This is a genomic window from Opitutus sp. GAS368 (genome assembly GCF_900104925.1).
Taxonomy (GTDB): domain Bacteria; phylum Verrucomicrobiota; class Verrucomicrobiia; order Opitutales; family Opitutaceae; genus Lacunisphaera.
This window is the reverse complement of the sequence record NZ_LT629735.1, coordinates 2474804-2500084: the sequence shown is the minus strand read 5'-3', so window position 1 is coordinate 2500084 and position 25281 is coordinate 2474804. Positions and strand designations below refer to the sequence as shown.

The 25281-nt window shown below is 68.6% G+C and carries 19 protein-coding genes and 1 tRNA gene; 9 read left to right on the top strand and 11 right to left on the bottom strand.

The genetic code is table 11. The features are described from left to right. Positions 1 to 188: 188 nt before the first annotated feature. The 9 genes from BLU29_RS10725 to BLU29_RS10685 all read right to left on the bottom strand — a co-directional run bounded on the left by BLU29_RS10725 (position 189) and on the right by BLU29_RS10685 (position 12968). Entirely contained in the window at positions 189 to 1673 is a 1485-nt protein-coding gene (locus tag BLU29_RS10725) for a DUF255 domain-containing protein (protein WP_157693791.1), read from the bottom strand. Positions 1674 to 1767: 94 nt separating this feature from the next. Then, positions 1768 to 3309: an alginate export family protein gene (locus BLU29_RS10720; protein ID WP_091057638.1), complete on the bottom strand. Its 1542-nt coding sequence runs from the start codon at positions 3307 to 3309 to the stop codon at positions 1768 to 1770. An 8-nt stretch (positions 3310 to 3317) separates the two neighbouring features. Then, entirely contained in the window at positions 3318 to 6623 is a 3306-nt protein-coding gene (locus BLU29_RS10715; RefSeq protein ID WP_091057635.1) for a VCBS repeat-containing protein, read from the bottom strand. Between the two features lie 8 nt (positions 6624 to 6631). Continuing rightward, positions 6632 to 7456: a hypothetical protein gene (locus BLU29_RS10710; RefSeq protein WP_157693790.1), complete on the bottom strand. Its 825-nt coding sequence runs from the start codon at positions 7454 to 7456 to the stop codon at positions 6632 to 6634. A gap of 5 nt (positions 7457 to 7461) precedes the next feature. Further along, the gene (locus BLU29_RS10705) at positions 7462 to 8727 is read right to left on the bottom strand and encodes a vanadium-dependent haloperoxidase (protein ID WP_091057630.1); all 1266 of its coding nucleotides are present in this window, start codon (positions 8725 to 8727) and stop codon (positions 7462 to 7464) included. Between the two features lie 159 nt (positions 8728 to 8886). Then, positions 8887 to 8968 (bottom strand) — tRNA-Leu (locus BLU29_RS10700). A gap of 99 nt (positions 8969 to 9067) precedes the next feature. Next, on the bottom strand, positions 9068 to 10624 hold the full coding sequence (locus tag BLU29_RS10695) for an amidase (RefSeq protein WP_091057627.1): 1557 nt from the start codon (positions 10622 to 10624) through the stop codon (positions 9068 to 9070). 86 nt (positions 10625 to 10710) lie between these two features. Further along, positions 10711 to 11667: an IS110 family transposase gene (locus BLU29_RS10690; RefSeq protein WP_091054872.1), complete on the bottom strand. Its 957-nt coding sequence runs from the start codon at positions 11665 to 11667 to the stop codon at positions 10711 to 10713. A gap of 401 nt (positions 11668 to 12068) precedes the next feature. Then, positions 12069 to 12968 (bottom strand): phosphatidylserine decarboxylase, encoded by a 900-nt coding sequence (locus tag BLU29_RS10685; RefSeq protein ID WP_091057626.1) that lies wholly within the window; start codon positions 12966 to 12968, stop codon positions 12069 to 12071. Positions 12969 to 13050: 82 nt separating this feature from the next. On the opposite strand from BLU29_RS10685, the gene BLU29_RS10680 reads away from it, so the two are divergent. After that, positions 13051 to 13434 (top strand): DUF4260 domain-containing protein, encoded by a 384-nt coding sequence (locus BLU29_RS10680; RefSeq protein ID WP_091057624.1) that lies wholly within the window; start codon positions 13051 to 13053, stop codon positions 13432 to 13434. Here the strand turns inward: BLU29_RS10680 and clcA are convergent. Beyond that, entirely contained in the window at positions 13431 to 14744 is a 1314-nt protein-coding gene (gene clcA, locus BLU29_RS10675; RefSeq protein ID WP_091057621.1) for a H(+)/Cl(-) exchange transporter ClcA, read from the bottom strand. The two genes, BLU29_RS10680 and clcA, sit on opposite strands and share 4 nt — an antisense overlap. A gap of 49 nt (positions 14745 to 14793) precedes the next feature. Then, the gene (clpB, locus tag BLU29_RS10670; RefSeq protein ID WP_091057620.1) at positions 14794 to 17379 is read right to left on the bottom strand and encodes an ATP-dependent chaperone ClpB; all 2586 of its coding nucleotides are present in this window, start codon (positions 17377 to 17379) and stop codon (positions 14794 to 14796) included. 490 nt (positions 17380 to 17869) lie between these two features. Between clpB and hflX the strand changes: the two genes are divergently transcribed. The 8 genes from hflX to BLU29_RS10630 are packed head-to-tail and all read left to right on the top strand — an operon-like array spanning position 17870 to position 25281. Continuing rightward, positions 17870 to 19201 carry a GTPase HflX gene (hflX, locus tag BLU29_RS10665; protein WP_091057617.1) on the top strand — a complete coding sequence of 444 codons (1332 nt, stop codon included), beginning with the start codon at positions 17870 to 17872 and terminating at the stop codon, positions 19199 to 19201. Further along, the gene (locus tag BLU29_RS10660) at positions 19198 to 20382 is read left to right on the top strand and encodes a molybdopterin molybdotransferase MoeA (protein ID WP_091057615.1); all 1185 of its coding nucleotides are present in this window, start codon (positions 19198 to 19200) and stop codon (positions 20380 to 20382) included. Before hflX ends, BLU29_RS10660 begins: the two co-directional genes overlap by 4 nt. Then, entirely contained in the window at positions 20379 to 20837 is a 459-nt protein-coding gene (moaC, locus tag BLU29_RS10655; RefSeq protein ID WP_091057613.1) for a cyclic pyranopterin monophosphate synthase MoaC, read from the top strand. Before BLU29_RS10660 ends, moaC begins: the two co-directional genes overlap by 4 nt. Beyond that, a complete protein-coding gene (gene mog / locus BLU29_RS10650; protein WP_091057610.1) occupies positions 20834 to 21334 on the top strand; it encodes a molybdopterin adenylyltransferase in 501 nt (166 codons plus the stop codon). The genes moaC and mog overlap by 4 nt, the downstream gene beginning before the upstream one ends. Before the next feature lie 19 nt (positions 21335 to 21353). Then, the gene (locus BLU29_RS10645; RefSeq protein ID WP_172830253.1) at positions 21354 to 22502 is read left to right on the top strand and encodes a putative sulfate/molybdate transporter; all 1149 of its coding nucleotides are present in this window, start codon (positions 21354 to 21356) and stop codon (positions 22500 to 22502) included. Positions 22503 to 22535: 33 nt separating this feature from the next. Next, positions 22536 to 23516: a GTP 3',8-cyclase MoaA gene (moaA, locus tag BLU29_RS10640; RefSeq protein ID WP_091057606.1), complete on the top strand. Its 981-nt coding sequence runs from the start codon at positions 22536 to 22538 to the stop codon at positions 23514 to 23516. Positions 23517 to 23523: 7 nt separating this feature from the next. Further along, positions 23524 to 23775 carry a MoaD/ThiS family protein gene (locus BLU29_RS10635; protein WP_091057603.1) on the top strand — a complete coding sequence of 84 codons (252 nt, stop codon included), beginning with the start codon at positions 23524 to 23526 and terminating at the stop codon, positions 23773 to 23775. Between the two features lie 3 nt (positions 23776 to 23778). Next, positions 23779 to 25281, top strand: a complete 1503-nt coding sequence (locus BLU29_RS10630; RefSeq protein ID WP_091057602.1) for a ThiF family adenylyltransferase — start codon at positions 23779 to 23781, stop codon at positions 25279 to 25281.

The window sequence follows — 25281 nt, the reverse complement described above, 5'->3', positions numbered from 1 at the left end:
GCGCCGCCATTCTCCTCCAAACGCGGGGCTGATAGCTCCGCCTCCATCCAAGCCGAAGCAAGCTTCGGGGAATTAGCCCCAGAGAGATTAAACGGATTGGCGCCAGGCCTGCTGCCGGGCGATCTGCGCGAGCGGCTGAAGGAGAGCCGCATCAGCCCCGCCATGTTTCCCGCTTTTGCGGTATGGAATCATGGTGCGGCGGCCAAACCGAGCAGCACCTCGCCGGGGGGCTGCTCGTCGTATTCGATCGCCGCGAGCAGGGCGCGACGCAGCAGGGTGGCGGTGCCGGCGTCGGTGCCGGCCAGCAGGGCAAGGGTTTCAGGCGAGAGCGGGTCGCCGATGGCAGGCACGCGGAGGGCAATGCCAGACGGGAGTTTCGCGGGTGTGGCCATGTATATTCCGGTGGCAGGGTCGAAAAAGAGTTCGTTGCCCCGGGCCAAAAAGTGGTCGGCCTTTCCGTTGTCCTTGAGCGACCGGTAGGCCAGCGCGGTGGCCGCGTAGTCTGCGGCGGTCCGCGGCGCGGGCAGCCTGGCGGCCAGTTGCACCGCGATGGCCGCCAGGCGTTTTTCGGCCGAACGCTGCAAAGCCGCGATCAACAGACCTTGCGCCCCGGTGCTCGCCCAGCCGACGCGCACGAAGTTGGGCCGTTTCGCCGGATCGGCGGTCTCTTCGAGTGTGCCGTCGAGCGCTGCCGCGAAGGTGCCATCGGGATAACGCAGTTTCGTGAGAGCGAAGTCGAGCGCGCCGATGGCGGCGGCGCGCAGCGTTTCGTCTTTGCCCGCGTCCGCGGCATCGAACAGGGCCAAGGCGATGCGGGCCTGGTCGGCGAGCGTCTTCTGATAATAGGGCTCCTTCCATGCCTCATCGATGGTGCGCCGATAGAAGCCACCATCGACGGGATCATGCGCGGCGCCCCGGACGAGGGCGCGGGCGGCGTTCAGCGCGGCGTCACGGCCGGCCGCACCCCGGGCAAGGAGAAAGCGGATCAACTCGGGCTCGGGCTCCTTGGGCGCGGTGCCGAAGCCGCCGTTCACCGGGTCGATGGTCGCGATCCAGGCCTTGGCCGCGGCGTCTGACTTAGCCGCGACGTCAATCTTCGGACCGGCCCCGAGTGGCGGCACGCGCATCAGGTCGATCGCCTCCCTGGCGAGCGCCCGGGCGCGGGCCGGATTGCCGGTCCAATTGTCGAGCGCACCGCGGGCCGCCTTGAGGAAGCCCGGCTTCCCCCACTCTTCCGAGGGCGGCAGGTAGTTGGCGCCGTCGTAGGGCTGGAACTCGGGCGTGAGCCACAGGTGCACCGGCCAACCCTGGAGCTGCTTGATGCTGCGGATGTAGTGCTGGGCCAGCGCGGCAACCTCAGGCTGCGCGTCGGCGTCAACGAAGATGCAGAAGAAGTTCTCGTTGAGCCACGCGACGGTCTTCGCGCTGGTGAAGGTCTGGCTGATGGTCGCGCGGGTGAGCTCGCTCAGCGGGGACCCGATGAAGACGTAGACGCTCCGGTTGGCGGCGCGGGCCTCGGCCAGCGTGGCGTCGTTCCAGGCGTGCCAGTGGACGGCGCTGTCGGTCTGGGCGCGGACGAACGCGGAGGACGAGGCGGCGACTCCGCTCTCGGCCGGACGCGCCAGCCCGGGCCCGATGAGCAGCAGCCACGCCGTGAGAGAACGGAATCGCATGGTTCGCATTGAGTGGGAGCGCGGGCCGCGAGGCGAGCCTTGGGTGCAATGCGCCGGGCCATGTAACGGTCCCGGGCAAGGCTTACCGGAGCGGTTAAAGGTTCAGCGTGAGTTGGAGATAGACGTAGGCGGCATCCTTCGAACCGACGGCGGACAGCGATTCCTTCACGTAATCGCCGCGAAAGAAATGCGAGGCCCCGGCCTCCAACAGGGCGCCACGAGTAACGGCCCAGCTGGCCAGCAGGTCGACTTCCTGGCCGAGGGAGGTGCCGTAGGCGGGATTGATGCGGTAACCGGCGCCGCTGCCGACGGCGGCGCCGGTGAAGTTGCGCGGTGCGCCGGCGGCGTTATACCAAAAGTCGCTGCTCTTATCGAGCGCCTGCAGGTTTACCTCGAGGTTGAGGGTAAGCGTGGAGTGCGGCTTCGCCGTGAGGGAGAAGCGCAGGTCACGGGCGTTCTGCAGGCCGGTCAGGTCCATCGCCCCGTAGAGCAGGTGGTTCGACGGAAACAGATTCTGAAAGGTGCCGCTCTTGTTGTCCGCGGGGTTGCTGTCGCCGGACGCCACGCTGGCGATGACCGCGAGGCGCGGCGACCAGGGTGTGCCCTTGGGCCAGGTGTAACCGGCCTGGGCGATGAGCGCGTAGGCCGACTGGTCGAGCCGCGAAGCCGCGAGCGCGGCCGCCACCGTGGTGGCGGGAAACACGGCGGTCCGGCTGCCAAACTGGTAGGCGGCCTCGACCGTGTAGTCCCAGGGCCCGTGGGCGCCGGGTTTCGACTTGAAGCGCACGCCCAGCGTGTAGAGGTCCTGCGGTGCGGGGAAGCGCGCGGGCGCCGGCACATCGGACCAGTCGTCGGTCACGATCCCGCGGGCGACATTGCGGGCGAGCAGGTAGGTCTCGACGAGGTCCGTCTTCGACAGCCTGGGCAGGCTGACGTAGACGCCGGAGAACAGATCCTGCGGGTTGGAGCGGTTCAGGGCGTTGTTGTGCGTGTAGACGACGGCGGTGGAGAATGCATCAACGGCAACCACGGGCGTCTCGTAACGGACTTTGAGACCGTCGAACGTCCGCGGGACGTTCAGCCAGCGGGCGTGGCCCACGAGACGCTGGTCGCCGTAGACCAGCTCCTGGCGCCCCAGCTTGACCGACACCGGCAGGTCCTTGGTGGCGGGGATGAGCAGGTAGGCCTGGTAGATGTCCAGCGGGCCGTCACGCTCGGGCAGGTTCTGGCCCGGCGCCGTGGCGTTGAAACGCTCGTCGCCGAAGGAATAGCTCGAGCGACCCTCGAAGAGGAACGACACGGGGGCGCCATTGTAGCCAACACGCGGCATGACGCGGAGGAGCTGATACTGGTTGGACGTGTCGTCCTGCGGGCGCTCGGAGAAATCCCAATTGGAGCCGGCCTTGGTCGTGCCGGCGCCATCCTTGTCCTCGGAGCGGATGCGGACGTTGACGCCGATGTCCCAAGGTTTGAGCGAAGGATCCCCGGCGCGGAGGTAGCTGTTGACATAGCCCGGGAACGGGGCGGACGGAGCGGCGGGTGTGGAAGCCGGCGCGATGGTCTGGGCCCGGGCCGCGACGGCCAAAGCGATGGCAAGCAGACCCCGCAGGAAGGGCCGACGGTTGATCAAGTTCATGCGTGGATCTACTTGGGGGTGAAGAAAAGCAGCGGACCGTCACAACGCGTCACGACGACGGCGGGGCGCTTGCCCCCCGGGAGGGTGAGAGCCACGGCGGCCCGCGCCTCGCCGGTGACGACCAGACCCGACTGCGCGGCCAAAAGCGGGGTGAAGCCGCCCTGGCCGTCGCCTTTCAGGAAGAGGCCGACGCCTCCGTCAAAGCGACCCGTGGACGGTTCGGGGCCGAAGTTGTTGCCGACGCACAGCAGATCGAGCTTGCCGTCGCCGTCGAGATCGGCCGCCACGATCGCGTTGATCGGGGCGATCTGCGCGGTGCGCGGGAGCGGCGCAAACTTGAAGGTGCCGTCCTTCTGCTGGAGGAAGACCCCGCTGGCGAGTTCGGTGGCGGTGAGCTTGCGGGCCGCCGCCAGTTTGTCCTCACCGAAAATCTCGGCGAGCGAGGCGTGGGCGAAGGCCTTGTAGGTCGGGAATTTCTTTGCCAGCCAGGGGAAGGAGTAGCCGAGCTTGCTGCGGCCGCGCAGCGGCACGAGCTTGCCGCCCTCGTATTGGGCCTCGACGAGCTGCTCGCGGCCGCTGCCGTCGAGGTCGCCGGCATAGAGCACGGCTGGCTCGGCAGCGGTGGCATGGTATTTCGTGTTCAGGCCGACATTTCCGGCGATGATGTCGAGCCGGCCGTCGCCGTTCACATCGGCGACGGCAAGCGCGCTCCACCAACCGGTGATGCCGGCGAGGCCGGCCGCCGCGGTCAGGTTCTCGAGCTTTTTGCCGGTGTTGTGGAAATAGGCGACCGGGCCCCATTCGGTGGCGACCAGCAGATCGGGCCGGCCGTCGCCGTCGATGTCGGCCCAGACCGCGGCGGTGACCATGCCGATATTGCGCAGGCCCGGCGCTACCTCGTCAGTCACGTCCACCAGTTTGCCACCCACATTGCGGTAAAGGAAGCTGCGCGGGGTCGCGGGATACTGGCCCGGGACCACGCGGCCGCCGACGAAGACGTCGGTGCGGCCGTCACCGTCGAAGTCGGCGGTGGCCACGACCGAGGTGCTCTCGCCGTCGGCGGGCAGTGTGCCCTCGGGCGCGAGGGTGAACTTCCCGTGGCCGTCGTTGAGGTAGATGCGGTCGTTCTGCAGCGCGTTGCCGCGATCGGTCTGCACGCCACCGGCGGAAATGTAGAGGTCGGGCGCGCCGTCGCCATTCAGGTCGAGGAAGGCTGCGCCGACGTCGTCGGCCTCGGCCGCTGCCGCCCAGGGTTGGTCGGGCGCGGGCACGAAGGAGCCGTCCTTCTGGCCGAGGAACAGCTCGCCGGCCTGGCCGGCGGTGCCGGTCACGAAGATGTCCGGAATGCCATCGCCGTTGACGTCCGCCACGGCGAGGGCCGGGCCCTGGTTGTTGAGGCGGTGCGGCAGCAGGCGCTGGCGGATGAACTCGTCGAAGGGCCGCAGCGTATTCTCATGCTTGAGGCCGCGGCTGGCCGCGCACTCGGCGAAAAGAGCGTCGGGCCGGGCCGGGGTCTGCAGCCGGGCCGGAGGCCGCCCGGCCTTTTCGTCGCGCGGCGGCTCGGAGATCGTGAAGATCCGGTCCACGGGCAGGTTTTCGAGCACCTGCACCTGGCCGAGCGGCCAGTGGATCGTGAGCTTCCTGATGACCGTGTCGGCCCCGAGGCCGAAATGGGCGACGGGCGGCTCGCTGGCCACGATGCCGCGCTCGGTGAAGATCTGGCGGACCTGGATGCCGGTCGAGGCCGATTCGAGCTTCAGCTCGGCACCGATCCCGTCGCGATTGGGGGCGCGGCCGGCGAGCTTGATCTCCACGCGATGGCCGGTGGCCGTGTTGTTGCGCATGATGGTCGGCGGGGCGTTGCAGTTCGCATAGACGAGGTCGAGATTGCCGGTGTTGAAGAGGTCGGCGACGGCGCAGCCGAAAGCGACGGTGTTCTCGTTCAGGCCCCACGCCTCCGAGACGTTTTCGAAACGGAGGTCGCCCAGGTTGTGGTAGGCCAGCGTGGTCTCGTTGCGCGGCGGCGAATCCTTCCACATCAGGGCGCGGGCGGAGAGCGAAGGGGCCCGGTTTTGCTTGTCGACGAGGTCGGCGTCGATGAAGTTGCGGATCATGCCGGCGGTGAAGAACACGTCGAGGCGACCGTCGTTGTCGAGGTCGGCCAGGCGCGCGCCAAAGGTCCAGCCGGTGGCGTCCATGCCGGTGAGGTGCGCGACCTCCTGGAAGTGGTCGGTGCCGGTGTTGAGGTAGACGGCGTTCCACATGTATTGCGGGATGAGGTCGGGCACGCGTTCCATCTCCCAGAGGCCGCGGCCGATCTCCTCCATGCCCGTCATGAACTGCACATGGTTGCGGTCGCGCATGTCGGTGACGAGAAAGTCCACGAGGCCGTCGTTGTTGAGGTCGCCGAAATCGGCGCTCATCGAGAAATAGGTGACGTGCGGCAGGCGCTCGTCGACGACGTCGGCGAAGGTGCCGTCGCCCTTGTTGAGGTAGAGGCGGTCGGGCGTCTCGAAGTCGTTCGCGACGTAGAGGTCGGGCCAGCCGTCGCCATTGGCGTCGAACCACACGGCGGTATGACCCTGGGTCAGGCCCCAGATGCCGGCCTGCTTCGACACGTCGGTGAAGTGGCCGTGGCCGTCGTTGTGCAGCAGGTAGTCGCGGCGGCCCTGCGGGGACTTGGAGAAATCGAGGATGTTCGTGACGAGGTAGCAGTCGAGGAAACCGTCGCCGTCGTAATCCGCAAACGAGGCGTGGACGGAGGCGTCCGTGATATCGAGGCCGTATTCGTGGGCGCGCTCGGTGAAGGTGCCGTCACCGTTGTTGACGAAGAGCAGGTTCGGCGCGTTGTAGCGGCAGACGTAGATGTCCGGCCAGCCGTCCTGGTTGATGTCCACCACCGTGGCGCCGACCTTGCCGATCGTCTCGTCCTGCGCCACGCAGTCGACACCCGCCGCAGCGGCGACGTTTTCGAAGTGGCCGAGCGTCGGCTGGCGGTAGAGCGCGCAGGGGCCGTTCTTGGAGACGGCGAAGATGTCGAGATGGCCGTCCCGGTCGAAGTCCGCCACGGCGATGCCGGTCTCGAGGGCGCCAAGGGTGAGCTCGCGGAACCGGTCACCCCACATGCGCGGGTCGTTGTAGACGTTCGTCACGCTGACGCCGGACTCGGCCGCCGTGAGACGCTGGAAGGGCTTGGCGCCGGCCGGCAGCGGCGGGCGCGGGGCCAGGGGCGCCGAGGTGTAGGCGGGCTCGGCGTGCGCGACGGCCAGCAGGGTGAGCGCGGACAGGAGGTGGAGGATCGCGGCTTTGGGCATGCGGAAAATCAGGCGGGCTGGGGTTGCCGAAACGGCACGACCGCGGTGGACCGGGTGAGGAGATACGCGAGGGCGAGCGGGACAATGTAGCTGCCGCCGCGCTCGATGATCTCGAAGACCGGCGCCGGGGCGCCGCTCGTGAGGAAGAGGGACTCAGTCGCAAGTTTCCAGAGACAGGCAAATACGAGCAGGGCCGGCACCCGGACCACGAGCACGGCGACGGCGAGCACCGCCTCGAACCAGCCGACGGCAAGCATGACGCGCACGGGATCCGCCGGACCGAAAACCGCGTAATGGTGCGCGAGAGCCGGCTTTTGCAGCAGGAGCGCGCAGGCCGCGTGTCCGGCCAGCAGCGACGCGAGCATGAGCTGCAAGACCTGGATCAGGCGGCGTCGGACCGCGGCGGACATTTCCGGCCAGGCGGCGGGCAAGCGGGCGAACCACGGTCCGCGAAGGCCGACGATGACCAGCAGGGCCAGCGGCACGCCGTAATTGCCGGCGCGCTCGAAGAATTCCGGCCAGCCCTGCCCGGCCATCGGCCGCAGCAGCGCAGTCCAGGTCGCCCACGCCGCGGCCCATGCAAACAGTGCGCGGCAAGGCCAGAGGAGCGCAAGGCAGGCGACGGTCACGTCCATCGCGCCGATCCAGGGCATGAGCCGCCAGGCCCAGGTCTCCGGCACGCCGGCGGCCGCGAAATACGGCACCCAGGCCGCCTTGGTCATGAGTCCGAAGGCGCCATGGCCGAGGAAACACAGGGCCACGCCTGCGCGCAGCATCCACCACAGCGCCGCCGTGGACTCCGCGCGCCCGGCCGTTGCGGGGGACTCCGTCATCGCGATCACCGGGCCACGGGCTGAAGGGCGTTGACCCAGACCCAGTCGGCAATCTTGACGCCCATTTTCTGCGCCTCGAGATTGTCGGACATCGTGTGGATGCCGCCCACCACGCGGCTCATGCCGGCCTCCTTCTGCGCGTCAGAAAGTCTCCGGAAGCTGCGCACGGCGCCTGGCAGGGCGTCGGAGGTCACGGAGAACTCGATGTCATCCGTGCCGAACCAAAGGGCGAGCAGGCGGGCGCCGGCCGCGGAAAAGGTACTGTGTCCCGAGGTATACGACGGGAACGGCGGCGAGGCCATGTTGGGAATAAAGTCCGGATCCACCTTCACGCCGGGGTTGATCTTCGCCTCCATTTCCCGAAGGGCGTTCTCCGGCCGCCAGACATTGTAGTAGAACTTCGTCTCCCAGCAGGCGATGCCGGCATCGGCCTCGGCGAAGTTCAGCAGCGCGAAAAGCCGCGCGGTGTCGGCGGTGCCGAGCTTGCTGCGGCGGGCGAGATCCTCGGCGATCATGTTCCAGTGGCCGGGCGGCGTGGAGGTGCCCAGGTCGTCGTTCCAGAAGGGCGTGCTGAGCGTCTCATATTCCGTGCGGTCGGCATTGTCGCGGGCGCCGCGCTTCGCCACGAAGTTGAGTTCCTCGGCGTATTCCTTCGAGCCGAGCGATTCGGGCGACGGGGCGCGAAACTGGTCCGGCGAGGTCAGCACGAACGGAACGACCTTGCCCCAGAACGGCAGCAGTGGCGGGCGGAAATTGGGCGGCGTCTCGCGCCATTTGCCCGGCTCGGAGCTGGTGTAGGTGCCGGGGATCGGCTTGTCGAAGCCGCTGTTCGCCCGGCCGGCGAGGACCGCTTTGCCGACCTTCTCGCCCCACGCGACGCCGCCGACCTTGGCCGGACCGTCGGGGATGGCGGCGAGGGCCTTTTCATAAATCACCTGCAAGTTGTGGGGGTTGGCGGTGGCGCTCCACAGGGCGGTCATGACAACGTGCGCGGCGCCGGCCACCGCGGCGTCCATATCGGCGCCCGCCGGCGCGGGTTCGTTCACGAGCCAGCCCTTGTGCGTGTGCGTGATGCCGTTCACGGCGTCGAAGATCGCCACATGGTAGGTCGCGAGAAACAGCGCCGACATCGGTGGCGGGTTGCGCGCGAGGCGCGTGGTGTTGAGGGCCTGCTCGTTCCAATAGAGCACGGCGTTGTCGGCGGCGCGCAGCAGCGGGGCGGCGGACAGGGCGCAGAGGGCGAGGATAGCGGGTAGACGGGGGTGTTTCATGCGATCGGGGTAGAGGGCGGACCCGGGGGCGGTCCTGGGGGTGTCTCCGATATCGCAGCCTGCTGGGCTGGATTTCGGTCAAACGTTTCTCTGACACGACTTCGTTGCTTTGCAAACGTTGCGAGACTGGCCATTCGTTACATTCCAATCTGGTTGGATTGCCCGGGACAGGACTCGAACCTGTAAGCCTTGCGGCGAGGGCTTCTAAGACCCTTGTGTCTGCCAATTCCACCACCCGGGCGGGGGAGATTTCGGATGGCAGATTGCGGATTTCGGATTGGCGGACGCAAGGCCTAATCCAATCTGCAATCCGCCCTCTCCAATCCACAATTTAGCGGCCTTATCTGACTGTGACCGTAGGTAAAAAAGTTGGCTCGCGCCGCGCCTTCGTCACCGTCTCGAAATCCGCGGCCAGGGCCAGCAGCTTCGCCTCGCTCCACGGCCGGCCGACGAACGACAGACCAACGGGCAACCCGAAGAACTGCGCGGCCGGCACCGTCAGGTTCGGGTAACCCGCGACCGCGGCCAGGGTCGAGCTGCTGCCGCTGCCGCCTTCGCCGTTCAGCGGGTCGGTGAGCGTCGCCACGCCGCGCGTGAACATCACCAATGCATCGAGCTTGTCACCGTCGAGCGCGGCATCGAGCCCCTCGGTGCGCGCCAGTCTCAGGCACGTGGCCTTGGCGTCGAGGTAGGCCTGATCGGTGAGCGGCCCGCGGGCCTGCGCCGCGGTGAAATCCTCCTGGCCGAACCACGCCATCTCCTCCGACCGGTGCGCCTCGTTGAAGGCGATCAGGTCCGCGAGCGCCTTCATTGGTGTCACGCGGCCGGGGGTCGCGAGGTAGCGGTTGAGGCCGTCCTTGAACTCGTAGGAGAGCAGGTCGCCCGTGGCGGAGCCGAAATTGCCCAGCGAACCGACCTTCACCGGATCGACCACCTCCGCGCCCGCCGCTTGCAACGCCGCGATGAGCGCCGCCAGCGCCGGCTCCATCCGGGCGTGAAACCCGAACGGACCGCGCACGATCCCGATGCGCGCGCCGCGCAATGCGCCGGGTTTGAGCGGCGCCGCCAGCTCGGCCGCCAGACCGGCCGGGATTCCGCTGGTCGCCGGATCGTGTTCATCGGCCCCGGCGATCGCCGCCAGCACGAGGGCCGCATCGCGCACCGTGCGCGTCATCGGGCCGGCCGTGTCCTGCGACGCGGCAATGGGGATGATGCCGTCGCGGCTGATCAGCCCGACGGTCGGCTTCAGGCCGACGATGCCGCAGGCCGACGCAGGGGACACGATCGAGCCGTTCGTCTCCGTGCCGATGGCGAAAACGCAGAGGTTCGCGGACACGGCCGCGCCCGAGCCCGAGCTGGAGCCCGAGGGATTGCGGTCGAGCGCGTAGGGGTTGCAGGTCTGGCCACCGCGGCCGCTCCAACCGCTGCTGGAGTTGTTGCCGCGGTAGTTGGCCCATTCGGTGCAATTGGTTTTCCCCAAGATGACGGCACCGGCCGCGCGCAGCCGGGCAGCAACGCCCGCATCGCGCGGTACCTTCTGCCCGACCAGCGCGAGCGAGCCGGCGGTCGTTTGCATCCTGTCGGCCGTGTCGATGTTGTCCTTGAGGAGCACCGGGATGCCGTGGAGCGGCCCGCGCACATGCCCGGCCTTGCGCTCGACATCCAGCTGGTCCGCAATGGCCAGCGCGTCGGGGTTGAGCTCGATGACGGCGTTCAACCTCGGCCCGGCCCGGTCGACCTCGGCGATGCGTTGCAGATAGGCGGCCGTGAGTTCGCGGGAAGTCAGGCGGCCCGCCGCCATCTGCTGCTGCAGCTGCTCGATCGTCGCCTCGGCAAAGGGGAACGCGGCCCGCGCCGTCGTGAGCACCAAGCCGAGCAGCAGTAGTCGTGTTTTCATGAGACTGAATTGACCACGGATTTCACGGATGGGCACGGATAAAAACCAGCAAGGGTTGTCATCCTGAGTGCAGCGAAGCAGCGGTGTCAGCCGACAAGGGTAAAGTGTGGGTCTTTGAGCATGCGGTTGAGCACGACAATCATTTTGCGCATGACGGCGAGCAGGCAGACGTTGGCGGGTTTGCCGGCGGCCTGGAGTCGCTGATAGAACAGCGACAGGACCGGGTTGTGCTGGGAGGCACTGACTGCGGCCATGTACAGGACGTTGCGGACCTCCACGCGGCCACCGCGGGCATGGCGCGGCCGGGAGGTTTCGCCGCTGTCGTGGGCATGCGGGGCCACTCCGACCAAGGCGGCGATGCGCTTGTCGTCCTCTTCGCCCAGTTCCGGCAGGTACGCCAACAGCGTCGTCGCCAGCACCGGACCGACCCCTTGCAACTGCTGCATCCGCTCTGCCTTGGCCCGCAGGGCGGGATGCGCCCGCACCTGCTGCGCCACCAACTCGTCGGCCTTGGCCAGGGCGGCGGCTTGTTGCTCGCGTTGCGCCTGCAGCAAGGCCTGCAAGGTCGGGCCTGCTGTTTCCAGCCGGTTGGCCGTTTGCGTGCCTTGATCTACCAGCTGCCGGCGATAATCCAGCAGCTCGCGCAACGCGGTTACCTCGGGCAGCGGCGGCTTCTCCACGCGGGGATGCATGGCGCAAGCGTAGCGATAGATCAGCCCCACATCAATCTTGTCGGTTTTGGCCAGCGTGCCCTCCGCCCGGGCGAAGTTACGCACCCGCCCGGGCTGCAAGCGGCAGACCGGTACGCTCGCTTGGTGCAGCTGCTCCAGCAACCGGCGTTCATACCCGCCCGTCGCTTCGCATACCACGCGCACTCCCGGCAGCGGCTGGACGAGGGTGATCAGCGTGGCAATGCCCGCTGCCGTGTTCGGGACCTGCCGGCACTTCTGGCCGGCAATGGTGTAGTCCAGGCGCGCCTTGGAGATATCCAAGCTGACGTACCGCACAGGTTCGGTCGACTCTACCTTGTAATACGAGTTCATGACTCTTTCAGCGGTTCGAGGTTTGACCAGGCACAAGACCGCGACCCGGCTTCACTACGGGCTCGAGGGCCCAAGGATCCAGCGATCTGTCGGTCTTGCCGTCCACCGTGCGGCCTGCACGGCGAACGCCCTGGTGGGCGGCCTCCAGTCAATCCACCCGGACTGACTTGGCAACCCAGCCCAAGCCGGCCTCCTCCGACGAGCCATCGGGCCCATTCTCGGAGCCCGGCTCGGGCCAAACCCTTTTCAACTTTCATCGCCCAAGACATACAAGGATCCAGTGAAATGAACGCGACCGTGCGGAGCGAAGTCCGCTCCACTGGATTCTTCGCTGCGTTCAGAATGACAGGTTGGGGTTACCTATCCGTGTTAATCCGTGCAATCCGTGGTAAAGGCCTTGCTCAGCCCGCCACGCCCAGCGACTCGCCCATGCGCGCGTAGACCTCGAGGCCATCGGCACTGTGTTTCACGAGGTCGGCATCGAACTTGATCCGACCGGGCTGGAAAATCGTCACGACGCACGAGCCGCCGAACTTGAACAGGCCCTTCTCCTCGCCCTTGGGCACCGCCCGGCCGGGCACATACAGCTGCTGGATGGTGCCGACCATGGTGGCGCCGATCTCACAGACGGCCACGCGGCCGAAGACCGGCGACTCGACGAGCGTGATCATGCGCTTGTTTTCCCACAGGTAGGCCAGGTTCTGCCGCAGCGCGATGGGCGACACGGAATACAGCCAGCCGTTGATGAGCCGCGCTTCGCCCGGCGTGCCGGCCACGGAAAAATGGAAACGGTGATAGTCCACGGGACACAGCCGCGAGATGAGCAACGAGCCACCGGCAAACTCGCGCCCGAGTTCCTCGCTGCCGAGAAACGACTTCAGGTCGAAGCGCTGGCCCTTCGCATAAAAGCCCTCCGCGCCGTCCACGTTCTGGAACGCGAGGTGCCGGCCGTCCGCCGGCAGCACGGCCACATTGTCGCCCGGGGCAATGGGCCGCGCGCCGGGCTTCAGCGCCCGGTAGAAGAACTCGTTGAAGGTCTTGAAGGCATACGGCTTCTTCGCGAACTCATCCACGTCGAGGTCGTAATCCACGATAAACGGCAGCACGCGGTGGGCGCTGCCGCGCTGCGACATCTTCCAGCCGTAATAGCGCGAGACGACCGCCCGTTTCACCAGGGCATTGAGCGCGAACCGGCCCGGGCCCGTCTCATACGTCCAGCGCAGCCAGTCGCCGCCATAGATCTCCTCGGTCTCAACGACCCGCTTGGTGCGGTGGAAATAGCGGATGGGCTCGGCGGGCATGCGCGCTGTTTATTGTAGGAGCGGGTTTACCCCGCGACAATAATCTGTCGCCGCCAGGCCCACCGCTCGCCAACCTTCGCCCATGGATACTTCATTTGCCCGGACTTGGCTGCGGCTCGAAGGGTTGGCCGTCCTGCTCTGCACCCTGCCCGCCTACCGGTATTTTCACCTGCCCTGGCTCTGGTTTTCCCTCCTCCTGCTCGCCCCGGACCTCGCGGCGCTGGGTTACCTGGCCGGCAGCCGGGTTGGCGCCTGGGCCTACAACCTAGCCCACTTCTATGCGTTTGCGCTCACGATGGTCGCCCTTGGATTGCTCACCGGCCAGCGGGTTGAACTCGGCCTCGGCCTGATCTGGTGCGCGCACATCGGCTTCGACCGGGCACTGGGCTACGGGCTCAAGTCGCCCGCGGGCTTCCGCTTCACGCATCTCGGGAAAATTGGCCGCGACAAGCCGGCCCAAGCCTAGGCCGCCTGGGGCCGGCTGCGCAGGCGCAGAGCCTCGTAGATGGGCGTGTTGCCCATGGCTTCGGCGACCCCGTAGGCCATCAGGCAGCTCACGAGCAGCGGCAGCATGAAGCTGTAGACGCCGGTCAGCTCGATCATGAGCACGATGCCGGTCAGCGGCGCGCGCACGATCGCCGTGAACAGCGCGCCCATGCCGAGCACGCAGAACACGCCGGGCGTCAGGTCCGGGTTGTTGACGAACAGCCCGTGCACGCCGGCGCCAAACAGCAGCCCGCCCATTGCTCCGATGCCCAGGAGGGGCGCAAAAATGCCGCCGGCCGCGCCGGTGCTGTAGCTAACCATGGTCAGCGCGAACCGCGCCACCAGGAACACGGGCAACATCGCCAGCGCAATCCGGCCCGACAGCGCCAGCTGCACGAGCGGGCCGCCCGAGCCGGCCAAGCCGGGCAGCAACCAGCCCGAGAGCCCGACCAGCAGGCCCGCGGCGGCGCCGACGGCGAACGCCGGCCACTTGATGACGCGGTCGCGCAGGTCGAGCGTCGCCAGCAGGCAGCGGTTGAACAGCACCCCCACCCCCCCGGCGAGCACGCCGAGCACCGCCGCCCACGGCAGTGTGGCCATGCCGGGCGCGGTCATGCCGGGCAGGTGGAACACCGGCAGCTCGTCCGTCAGCAGCCGCGCGACGATGTCGCCCGTCACCGACGCCAGGAACGCGGCCACGAACATCACCGGCGTGAAATTGCCATGCAGCTCCTCCAGCACGAACACGAGGCCCGACAGCGGCGCGTTGAAGGCTGCACCCAGGCCCGCGCCGGCGCCCGCGCTCATCAGCGCCCGGCGCTCGCCGTCGCCGATCTTCACGTGGAACCACTCGGACACCATGTGGCCGATGCCCGAGCCCATCTGCACGGTCGGGCCCTCGCGCCCGAGCGTCAGACCGCCACCGGTGCTGAACAGGCCGCCGAGAAATTTCAGCGGGATGAGCCGCTGCCATTCCGGCTCCGCCTCCTTGAGCAGAATCGACTTCAGCTGCGGGATGCCGCTGCCCGAGGCATGCGGCGCGAACCGGCGCACCAGCCACACGCCGACGCCGCCCCCGATCGCGCCGACGGCCAGCGCCGCCGGCAGGCCCCAGCCGCCCGCGACTGCGACCAGATGATCGCGCCAGTGTTCGGTCTTCTCCAAGGCGATCCGGAAGGCGGAAGCCAGCACCCCCGCCACCACCCCGACGATCAGCGCCTTGAGCACGATGTGCCGGCGTTTCACTTCCCGGTCACTCAACCCCGGCGTGTCGTGGATTTGCGCGTTCATGGCCGATTCGACCAGCCGGGGCCTGCGGAGTTCAAGCCGATTTCGGGTCTTAACCCAGGGTCAATTCGCCGCCCTTCACCTTGAAGGTGACGGTCGAGTCCTCGGCCACCTCGCCGCTGAGGAGCGCGCGGGCGAGCCGCGTCTCGAGGTGCCGCTGGAGGAAGCGCTTGAGCGGACGGGCACCGAAGACCGGATCGTAACCCTTCTCGGCCACCCATTCCTGGGCCTTCTGGTCGAGCGTGACCGTGACGCGCTTGTCGGCGAGCCGCCGGTTGATGTCGGCAATGAGCAGGCTCACGATCCGCTCGATTTCCTCGAGCGTGAGCGGCTTGAAAAGCACGGTCTCGTCCACGCGGTTGAGGAACTCGGGCCGGAAGGATTGGCGCAGATCGGCCATCACGCTTTCGCGGACGCTCTCGGGAATCTCGTCGCCCTTCACGCCCTCGAGCAGGTGGCGGCTGCCGATGTTCGAGGTCATGATGATGACGGTATTCTTGAAGCTGACGGTGCGGCCCTGGCTGTCGGTGATGTGCCCGTCGTCGAGCACCTGCAGCAGGACATTGAACACGTCCGGGTGCGCCTTCTCGATCTCGTCGAAGAGGACGACCGAGTACGGCTTGCGTCGCACGGCCTCGGACAGCTGCCCGCCCTCGTCGTAGCCGACGTAGCCCGGGGGCGCGCCGATCATGCGCGCGACGGAGTGCTTCTCCATGTATTCGGACATGTCGAGCCGGATGAGGTTGGCCTCGGAGTCGAAGAGCTGCGCGGCGAGCGTCTTCGCGAGCTCGGTCTTGCCGACACCGGTCGGGCCGAGGAAGAGGAAGCTGCCGATCGGGCGGCGCGGGTCCTTGATGCCGGCGCGGGCGCGCAGGATGGCCTCGCTGACCAGCCGGACACCCTCGTCCTGCCCGATGACGCGCGTATGCAGCTCGTCCTCGAGCTTCAGGAGTTTTTCCTTCTCGCCCTGCAGGAGCTTGGACAGCGGGATGTGCGTCCACTTCGAGATGATCTCGGCGATCTCCTCGGCGGAGACCTCCTCCTTCACCAACGTGGTCTTGGCCGTGCCGGTCTTCTCGGCCTTGGCGAGTTCCTTCTCCAGCTGCGGGATGCGGCCGTGCTTGAGCTCGGCGATCTTGCTGAGGTCGTAGGCACGCTCGGCCTTGGCCATCTCGAGACGCGCAGCCTCAAGTTCTTCGCGGACCTTCTGCACGCGGCCGAGGGCTTCCTTCTCCTTCGACCAGACAGCGCGCATCGCCGTGGACTGCTCCTTGGCGTCGGCCAGCTCCTTGCGGAGCACGCCGAGCCGGCGCTTGGAGGCGTCATCCTTCTCCTGCTTGAGCGCGGTCTCCTCGATCTCCAGCTGCATGACGCGGCGCTGGAGCTCGTCGAGCTCGGTCGGCAGGGAGTCGATCTCGGTGCGGATCATGGCGCAGGCCTCGTCCACGAGGTCGATGGCCTTGTCGGGCAGGAAACGGTCGGCGATGTAGCGGTGCGAGAGCACGGCGGCGGCCACCAGGGCGTTGTCCTGGATGCGCACGCCGTGGTGCAGCTCATAGCGCTCGCGCAGGCCGCGGAGGATCGAGATGGCGTCCTCGACGGTCGGCTCCTCGACCAGCACGGTCTGAAAGCGGCGCTCGAGGGCCGGGTCCTTCTCGATGTATTTGCGGTATTCGTCGAGCGTGGTCGCGCCGATGCAATGCAGCTCGCCGCGCGCCAGCATGGGCTTGAGCAGGTTGCCGGCGTCCATGGCGCCCTCGGTCTTGCCGGCGCCAACGATGTTGTGGAGCTCGTCGATGAAAAGGATGATGCGGCCGTCGGCCGACTTGACCTCGTTGAGGACGGCCTTGAGGCGCTCCTCGAACTCGCCGCGGTATTTCGCGCCGGCCACCAGCGCACCCAGGTCGAGCGCGAAGACGGTCTTGTCCTTCAGGCCCTCGGGCACGTCGCCGCGCAGGATGCGCTGGGCGAGGCCCTCGACGATGGCGGTCTTGCCGACGCCGGGCTCGCCGATGAGCACGGGGTTGTTCTTGGTCTTGCGGGAAAGGATGCGGATGGCGCGCCGGATCTCGGCGTCGCGGCCGATGACGGGGTCGATCTTGCCCTTGCGCGCCTGGGCCACGAGGTCGACGCCATATTTCTCGAGCGCGTTGTAGGTCGTCTCGGGATTGTCCGTGGTCACGCGCTGGCTGCCGCGCATGGCCTGCAGCTCCTTGAGCACCTTGGCGCGGTCGAGGTTGAAGCTGGCGAAATACTTCTTCAGGGCCGCCGGCTGGCCGACCTTGATGAGCGCAAGGAACAGGTGCTCGACGCTCACAAACTCGTCTTGCAACGACTCCGCCTCCGCTTCGGCCTGCGTCAGCACCTCGTTGAGCGCCTGGGTGACGTAGATCTTGGAAACATCCACCGCGCCCGTGACCTTCGGCGTGCGCTCCAACTCGCGGTTGGCCGCCAGCTGCAGGGCACTGACCGTCACCCCGAGTTTTTCCACGAGCGACGGCACGATGCCGCCCTCCTGGGCGAGGAGCGCGACGAGGAGGTGCCACGTGTCGACCTCGTTGTGCGAGCGGCGGCGGGCCTCGTTCTGCGCCTCGGCGACGGCCTGGCGCGACATCACGGTCATTTTCTCGGGATTCATATATAGAAGAACCCGCGTTTCGCAGGGTGCGTTCCAAGTCCGGTGCACATTTTCCCGTTGAGGACCGCCAGTTTAGCTCCAATCCGCGTGCCCCGCTTGGGCGGCTTGGCACACCCGCGGTGCCATTCTGGCCGCGGCGTGACACTGCCGCCTACTTGGGTGGAGCCCGGCCTCCGGACGGGTTTCTGCAATTCGCGACTCCTGAAAACCCGTCCGGAGGCCGGGTTCCACCTGATAAAATTAAATGCCCGCGGGAGCAGTCACGGAAAAAGCGAGTTACATCCCCTATGCTTCTGCAACTTTTCCAGCGTGACCACCCTCGCGGGCAAAGTGGGGTTTGTTCAAAGTGGTTGAACCAACGCCCGCAGTTTGCGCCGCGCCACCTGTGGTGTCCAGTCCGCAACCGGCAAAGAGTGTGTCATGCCGCGCCGGCGAATTCCGCCGGGTTCGTTTGACTAGCCCGGGGCCGCGGCTACTGAGAGGTGACCACATGTCCAATTTTCTCGATCCGAAAAGACCCACCACCCGCGCCCTGCTGGTCGGGGTGCAGACCCCGGACATGAAGCCCGGCGAGGGGGCGGAGCTGCTCACGGAGCTGAACGAGCTCGTCGAGAACCTCGGGCTGGAGATCTCCCACTCCACCCTCATCACCCTGCGCGACCGCCAGCAGCCCAAGTTCCTCATTGGCACCGGCAAGGCTGCCGAGCTCATGGCCCGGGCCAAGGCCGACGGCGCCGACGTCATCGTGATCGACGAGGAGCTGTCGCCCGCCCAGCAGCGCAACTGGGAGGAGGAGTCCGGCCTGGCCGTCATCGACCGCCAGGAGGTCATCCTCGAGATCTTCGCCGACCGGGCCCAGACCCGCGAGGCCGTGCTGCAGGTCGCCCTGGCCCGCATGGAATATTCCCTGCCCCGCCTGACCCGCGCCTGGTCCCATCTTTCCCGCCAGCGCGGCAAGGGCAAGATGGGTGGCGAGGGCGAGACCCAGCTCGAGCAGGACCGCCGCCTCGTCCGCAACCGCATCACCAAGCTGAAATCGGAGCTGGCCCAGGTCATCTCCCAGCGCGCCACCCAGCGCATCAAGCGCCAGCGCACCCCCATTCCCGGCGCCGCCATCGTCGGCTACACCAACGCCGGCAAGTCCACCCTCCTCAACAAGCTCACCGGCGCCTCGGTCCTCGCGGCCGACAAGCTCTTCGCCACCCTCGACCCGACCACCCGCCAGCTCGTCCTGCCCGACGGCCGCACGCTGCTGCTGACCGACACCGTCGGCTTCATCCGCCGCCTGCCCCACCGCCTCGTCGAGGCCTTCAAGGCCACGCTCGAGGAGGTCGTCGTCGCCGACTTTCTCATCCACCTGCTCGACGCCGCCAACCCCAACATCGACCAGCACCACGCCACCACCCTGGCCGTGCTCGGCGAACTCGGCGCCGCCGACCGCCCCACCCTCACCGTTTTCAACAAGACGGATCTGCTCGACGAGCACACCCTCGCCCGGCTCCGCGCCCAGCATCCCGACGCGCTCTTCATCAGCGTGCACACCGGCGCCGGGCTCGACGAACTGCTCCGTCACTGCGAGGCGCTGGCCACCGACGACACCGAGGCGGCCGACCTGCTCATCCCGCACAGCCGCTACGATCTTGTGGCCAAGCTCCACGGCATCGGCCACGTGAAGCAGCAGGAGTCACTCGACGACGGCACGCACCTCACCGGCCGTTTCCCGAAAAAATTCGCCGCCCTCTACACACCCTTCATCCTCAACCCAAAGCCCGCCCCGAAAAAGCAACCGGCGGGGAAACGTCCCTCCGCCACCCGTCGATGATTCCGGTCCACGAAGCCTGGCACGCCATCCTGGCCCACGCCGGTTCGACCGAGACCGTCCGGCTCCCGTTGGGCAAGGCGCTGGGCCGGATCCTGCGCACGGCCGCCAGGGCGGACGCGGACTCACCGCCTTTCGACGTCTCCGCCATGGACGGCTACGCGCTGCGCCGGGCCGACATCACCCAGGCGCTGCGCGTGACCGGCACGGCGCAGGCCGGCGCGGCTTTCACGGGCCCGCTCCGTCCCGGCGAATGCATCCGCATCCTGACCGGCGCGCCCGTCCCCGCCGGGGCCGATTGCATCGTAAAGCAGGAGGATATCACGCGCGAGGGCGATTCCATCCGGGTCCGGCGGCCCGACGGCCCCGATTACATCCGCCGGCGCGGCGAAAACCGCCGGCGCGGCGACATCGTGGTGCCGGCCGGCACCAGGCTTGGCCCGCCGGAACTCGCCGCCCTCGCCTCCGCCGGTATCCACCAACCGGAGGTGGCCCGCACGCCCCGCTGCGCCCACCTGGTCACGGGCAACGAGCTGGTCGCGCCCGACCAGACGCCCATCGGCGCGCAGATTCGCGACAGCAATTCCACGCTCATCGCCACCCTCCTCGCCCGCGGCGGCATTGAGCTGGTGGCGCAGGTAGGGTTGCGCGATGAGCTGGCGGCCGGTCAGGCCGCCGCCGCCGCCCTGCCGGCCCACGACGTGCTGTTCATTTCCGGCGGGGCGAGCGTGGGCGACCTCGACTTCGCCCGGCCGCTGCTTGAGGCACTGGGCTACACGCTGCATTTCCACGAGCTCAACCTCCGTCCCGGCAAACCGCTGGTGTTCGCCAGTCGTGGCGCGCAGCTCGCCTTCGTGCTGCCCGGCAACCCGGTGTCCCACTGGGTGGTGTTCCAGCTCTTTCTCGCGCCGCTGCTCGAACACCTGCAGACCGGCGCAGCGGCGGCTCCCGCCCGGCTCACCGGCCGGCTCGCCGGTGGCCGCCTGCCGCCGCCCGACAACCGGCAGACCTTCTGGCCCTGCCGCGCCGTCATCGCCGGCGGCGGCTATGAGGTGACCCCGCTCCCGCTCGCCAGCTCCGGCGACAGCAGCGGCCTGGTCGGCGCAAACGCACTCTTGCCCGTGCCGACCCCGCCGGGCAGCCTTTTGTCCGGTCAAGCCGTCGAATTCATCCTTTGTCCATGAGCCACGAGCCCAAAGCCTTTTCCCATCTCGATGCGGCCGGCGGAGCCAGGATGGTTGATGTCGGCGCCAAGCCCGACTCGCGCCGCACCGCGGTGGCGGAGGGCCGGCTGGCCTGCTCGCCGCAGACCATCAAGCAGCTCCGTGCGCAGGCGCTGCCGAAGGGCGACGTGCTGACCGTGGCGCAGGTCGCCGGCATCCAGGCCGCCAAGGCCACCAGCACGCTCATCCCGCTTTGCCACCCGCTCGCGCTGACGTCGGTCGACGTCGGTTTCACCGTCGAGGCCGACGGCATCGCCATCCGCGCGACCGTGCGCACCACGGGCCCGACCGGCGTCGAAATGGAGGCGCTCACCGCCGTGTCCGTCGCCGCGCTCACGCTCTACGACATGTGCAAGGCCGTGGATAAATCCATGTCGATCGGCGGCATCCGCGTCGTCGAGAAGCTCAAGCAATGAGGATCGCCCGCGTCACCCTCAGCGACCGCGCCGCCACCGGCGTCTACGCCGACGAGAGCGGCCCGGAGATCGAGCAGGTGGCGCAGCGCTGCTTCGCCGAACCGCTGGAATGGACGCGCGTGCTGCTCCCCGACGACCGCGCCGCGCTGGAAGCGGCGCTCTGCCGGCTCGCCGACGAGGCGCAGTGCCCGCTCATCCTCACCACCGGCGGCACCGGCCCCGCCCCGCGCGACATCACCCCGGAGGCGACCCGGGCCGTGCTGGAAAAGGAGCTGCCCGGCTTCGGCGAGATCATGCGCCTGCAAAGCTACGCCAAGGTGCCGACGGCCATCCTCTCCCGTGCCACCGCCGGCGTGCGCGGCCGCTCGCTCATCGTGAATCTCCCCGGCCGGCCCCGCGCCATCGGGGAATGCCTGCCGCTGCTCGTGCCCGCGATCGCCGAGGCGCTCGACCACATCGCGGGTTTCCGGCCGGCGCTGACGTCGCCACCCGCCTGATTTGCCACCGCTCCCGGACTTGTCGCTGAACCTCCAGTTCAACCGCCGCGAACTCGCCGGGGCCTTTGGTGACATCGGCACCTCGCTGCCCATCATCGTCGCCATGCTGCTGGCCTCGAACCTCAACGGTGCGGGTGTGCTCGTGGCGTTCGGGCTCGCGCAGATCGCCACGGGATTGCTCTACGGCCTGCCCATGCCGGTGCAACCACTGAAGGCCATGGCTGTGGTCGTCATCGCCGGCCAGGCGCCAGGCGGTTTGCTGCAGCTGGCGGGTCTCATGATCGGCGTCCTCATGCTCGGGCTTTCGGCCAGCGGGGCGCTTGACTGGCTGAACCGGGTGATCCCGCTGTGCGTCGTGCGGGGCGTGCAGGCCGGGCTCGGCCTGTCGCTCGCGCGCACGGCCACGGGTCTGGTGGCCCGCGAGGGCGGCGCCTGGGGCTGGATTGCCGCGATCGCCGCCCTTGTGGTGCTGGGGCTGATGCGCAAGCACCCGCGGCTGCCCGGCGCGCTGCTCGTCGTCGGCGCGACGCTGGTCTGGGCCGCCGTGTATCGGGTGGACTGGGGCGCGGTTGGTTCCGGCCTCGGCGTGGTCGTGCCGCGCCCGGCACCCTGGCCGTGGGACCGGTGGGCGGCCGCCCTGACCCTGCTGGTGCTGCCGCAGCTGCCGCTGTCGCTCTCCAATTCACTCTTCGCCACGCAGCAGACGGTGCGCGACCTGTTTCCCGGCCGGGCGTTCACCTTGCGCACCATCGGGCTGACCTACGCGGGGCTCAACCTGCTGGCGCCATGGCTCGGCGGCATCCCGGTCTGCCACGGGTGCGGCGGGCTCGCCGGCTACTACGCGCTGGGGGCGCGCACGGGCGGTGCGGTCGTCATCTACGGCGCCTTGTGGGTCGTCACGGGGCTGTTTGCCAGCGGTGCGTTTGTCACCCTGGCGCACGCGTTCCCCCCGGCGATTCTCGGCGCCGTGCTTCTCTTCGAGGCAGCGGTGCTGGTGCTCCTGCTCCGCGACCAGCGGACGGCGCCCGCGGGACTGGCGCTGGCGGCGGTCGTGGCGCTCCTTTGCTGCTTTGCGCCTCAGGGTTATCTCACCGGGCTCGTCGTCGGGGTCGCGGGCTATTACGCACTCCGGGCCGCGGGAGTGCGTTTTCCGGTTGTGCTGGCCTGAGACTGGTTACTGTTTACCGTTGGGTTCAGCCGCATGCCGTTCGACCGCTACAACCGCAACATCGACTACCTCCGCATCTCGCTCACGGATGCGTGCAATCTCCGGTGCGTCTACTGCATGCCCGAGCAGATGACGTTCCGACCCCGCGACGAGCTGCTCTCGGACGGCGAGCTGCGCCGGCTCATCGGCCTCTTCGGCGCGGTCGGCTTCCGCAAGATCCGCTTCACGGGTGGCGAGCCCACGCTGCGCTCGTCACTGGTCGACCTCGTCCGCCACGCCACGCAGACGCCGGGCATCGAGGCCGTCGGCCTGACCACCAACGGCGTGTTGCTGGACAAGCTGGCCGCGCCGCTGCGCGAGGCCGGCCTGCGCTCCGTCAACATCTCCCTCGACACGCTCGACCCGGAGAAATTCCGCCGTATCACGCGCTGGGGCAAACTCGACGCCGTCCTCGCCGGGCTTGACGCCGCGGCGCAGGCCGGCCTGCGCGTTAAACTCAACGCCGTCGTTTCGCGCGGCACCAACGATCGTGAGGACGTCGTCGCCCTCGCCCGCTACACGCTGGATCAGCCGTGGCAGGTGCGCTTCATCGAGCAGATGCCGTTCGGCAACAACGCCGAGTTCCAGAAACGCAGCATGGTCGACGAGGCCGAGCTGCGCGATGTGCTCACCGCCGCCTACGGCCCGCTCGAGCTGGTGAACAACGGCCGGCTCGACGGCGAGGCGCGGCTCTACCGCATCGCCGGCGCCCCCGGCTGCCTCGGCTTCATCAGCCCGGTCACGAAGCCGTTCTGCGCCGATTGCAACCGCCTCCGGCTCACGGCCGACGGGGTGCTGCGGCTCTGCCTGCTGCGCGACAACGAGGTCGACCTCCGCCCGCTGCTGCGGGGCGGCGCGGGCGACGACGAGATCACCGTCGCCATCCGCCAGGCGGTGTTCGAGAAACCGTGGGGCCACGGGCTCGAGCAACACCTCATCCCCGCCACGCGCGGCATGTCCGAAATCGGCGGCTGAGTTGCCCATGAACGCGCCGCGCCGCCTGCAGCTCCAGTTTTTCGCGGTTCTGCGCGAGCAGGCCGGCTGTTCCCGGCTGGCGCTCGACACGGCCGCGCGCACGCCCGCCGAGCTTTACCGCGAACTGCAGGCCAGCCGCGGGCTCAGCCTGCCGGCGGAGCTGGTGCGCGTCGCGGTCAACGCCCGCTATGCCGCGATGGACACGCCGCTGCAGGCGGGCGACCACGTGGTCTTCATCCCGCCCGTGGCCGGAGGCTGAGCCATGTTTGAACTGACCGCCGTCTCGCTCGACCCCGCCGCGCTGCTGGCCCGGCTCGGCCGGCCTGACGCCGGCGCGAACGTGGTCTTCGAAGGCCGCGTGCGCAACCACCACCGCGGCCGGCCCGTGACGCACCTCGAATACGAGGCTTTCGACGACCTCGCGCTGGCCGAGGGCGCGGCTGTCGTGGCCGAGGCCGAGCAGCTCCACCCCGGCGCGCACGTGCTCTGCGTGCACCGCACCGGCTCGCTGGCCGTCGGCGAGCTGGCCGTGTGGATCGGCGTGGCGGCGGCGCACCGGCAGACCGCCTTTGCAGCGTGCCGGCACGTCATCGAGGAACTCAAACGCCGGCTGCCCGTGTGGAAGAAGGAGCATCATCCCGACGGCGCCGCCGAGTGGGTGAACTGCACGGCCGAGGCCGCCGCGCGGCCGGCAGCCGGTGACTACCATGCACGCCAGGCGGCGCTGCCCGAGGTCGGGGCGGAGGGCCAGGCGAAGCTGGCCGCCGCACGCGTGCTCGTGGTCGGCCTCGGCGGGCTCGGCTGCCCCGCGGCGCTCTACCTCGCCGGCGCCGGCGTCGGCCGGCTCACGCTCGTGGACGGAGGCACGGTCGAGCTTTCCAACCTGCACCGACAGATCCTATTCACCGCCGCCGAGCTCGGCGCCCCCAAGGCGCTGGCCGCCGCGGTCCGCCTGCGACTGCACAACCCGGCCATCGAGGTGACGGCGCACGGCGCCGAGTTCACGGCGCGCAACGCCCGCGCGCTCGTCGCCGGGCACGACGTGGTGCTCGATGCCACGGACAATTTCGCCACGCGTTTCCTGGTGCACGACGCCTGTCACGCGCTGGGCGTGCCGCTGGTGTCGGCCGCGGTGCACCGTTTCGAGGGGACGCTCGACGTCTTCCGCCGCGGCGACGGCGGCTGTCTCCATTGCCAGTGGCCCGACCGCGGCGCGGCAGACCTGGACACCGCGGGTAATTGCGCGGGCGGCCCGGTCTTCGCTCCCGCCGTGGGCGTGCTCGGGGTGATGCAGGCCGCCGAGGCGCTGAAGCTCCTGCTCGGTCACGAGGGCGAGGCGCCGCACCAGACCCGGCTCGTCAACCTGCTCGACGGCTCGCTGCTCGCCATTGGGCGCGCGGCGCGGCCCGGCTGTCCCGTCTGCGGCCGGCTCGAGCAGCTGCGCGCCGACGCGGCGCCCGCGGACGCGCCCGATTCACCCGTGTTCATCGACGCCGACGGGCTGGCCAGACTCGGGGCCCGGGCGCAGTCCGTTTATCTCCTCGAGCCGGGCGAACCCGGGCCCACGGACGGGACGGCGCTCGCGGTGCCGGCCAACGATCTCGCCCGATTGCGCGAACTGGCCGCCGGCGGTCAGCCGGTGGTGCTAGCCTGCCGGCACGGATTGCGCAGCGCGGCGCTCGCCCGGCTGCTGCGCGCCGAGGGCCTGCCCGCGGTTTATGCGCGAACCGGCGCCGGCACGCCGGCGCCCGCCCGCTCGACCTGA

Coding starts and splice junctions, on each gene's coding strand:
- BLU29_RS10725 (WP_157693791.1), bottom strand. CDS start 1,673: ATGCGATTCCGTTCTCTCACGGCGTGGCTGCTGCTCATCGGGCCCGGG.
- BLU29_RS10720 (WP_091057638.1), bottom strand. CDS start 3,309: ATGAACTTGATCAACCGTCGGCCCTTCCTGCGGGGTCTGCTTGCCATC.
- BLU29_RS10715 (WP_091057635.1), bottom strand. CDS start 6,623: ATGCCCAAAGCCGCGATCCTCCACCTCCTGTCCGCGCTCACCCTGCTG.
- BLU29_RS10710 (WP_157693790.1), bottom strand. CDS start 7,456: ATGACGGAGTCCCCCGCAACGGCCGGGCGCGCGGAGTCCACGGCGGCG.
- BLU29_RS10705 (WP_091057630.1), bottom strand. CDS start 8,727: ATGAAACACCCCCGTCTACCCGCTATCCTCGCCCTCTGCGCCCTGTCC.
- BLU29_RS10695 (WP_091057627.1), bottom strand. CDS start 10,624: ATGAAAACACGACTACTGCTGCTCGGCTTGGTGCTCACGACGGCGCGG.
- BLU29_RS10690 (WP_091054872.1), bottom strand. CDS start 11,667: ATGAACTCGTATTACAAGGTAGAGTCGACCGAACCTGTGCGGTACGTC.
- BLU29_RS10685 (WP_091057626.1), bottom strand. CDS start 12,968: ATGCCCGCCGAGCCCATCCGCTATTTCCACCGCACCAAGCGGGTCGTT.
- BLU29_RS10680 (WP_091057624.1), top strand. CDS start 13,051: ATGGATACTTCATTTGCCCGGACTTGGCTGCGGCTCGAAGGGTTGGCC.
- clcA (WP_091057621.1), bottom strand. CDS start 14,744: ATGAACGCGCAAATCCACGACACGCCGGGGTTGAGTGACCGGGAAGTG.
- clpB (WP_091057620.1), bottom strand. CDS start 17,379: ATGAATCCCGAGAAAATGACCGTGATGTCGCGCCAGGCCGTCGCCGAG.
- hflX (WP_091057617.1), top strand. CDS start 17,870: ATGTCCAATTTTCTCGATCCGAAAAGACCCACCACCCGCGCCCTGCTG.
- BLU29_RS10660 (WP_091057615.1), top strand. CDS start 19,198: ATGATTCCGGTCCACGAAGCCTGGCACGCCATCCTGGCCCACGCCGGT.
- moaC (WP_091057613.1), top strand. CDS start 20,379: ATGAGCCACGAGCCCAAAGCCTTTTCCCATCTCGATGCGGCCGGCGGA.
- mog (WP_091057610.1), top strand. CDS start 20,834: ATGAGGATCGCCCGCGTCACCCTCAGCGACCGCGCCGCCACCGGCGTC.
- moaA (WP_091057606.1), top strand. CDS start 22,536: ATGCCGTTCGACCGCTACAACCGCAACATCGACTACCTCCGCATCTCG.
- BLU29_RS10635 (WP_091057603.1), top strand. CDS start 23,524: ATGAACGCGCCGCGCCGCCTGCAGCTCCAGTTTTTCGCGGTTCTGCGC.
- BLU29_RS10630 (WP_091057602.1), top strand. CDS start 23,779: ATGTTTGAACTGACCGCCGTCTCGCTCGACCCCGCCGCGCTGCTGGCC.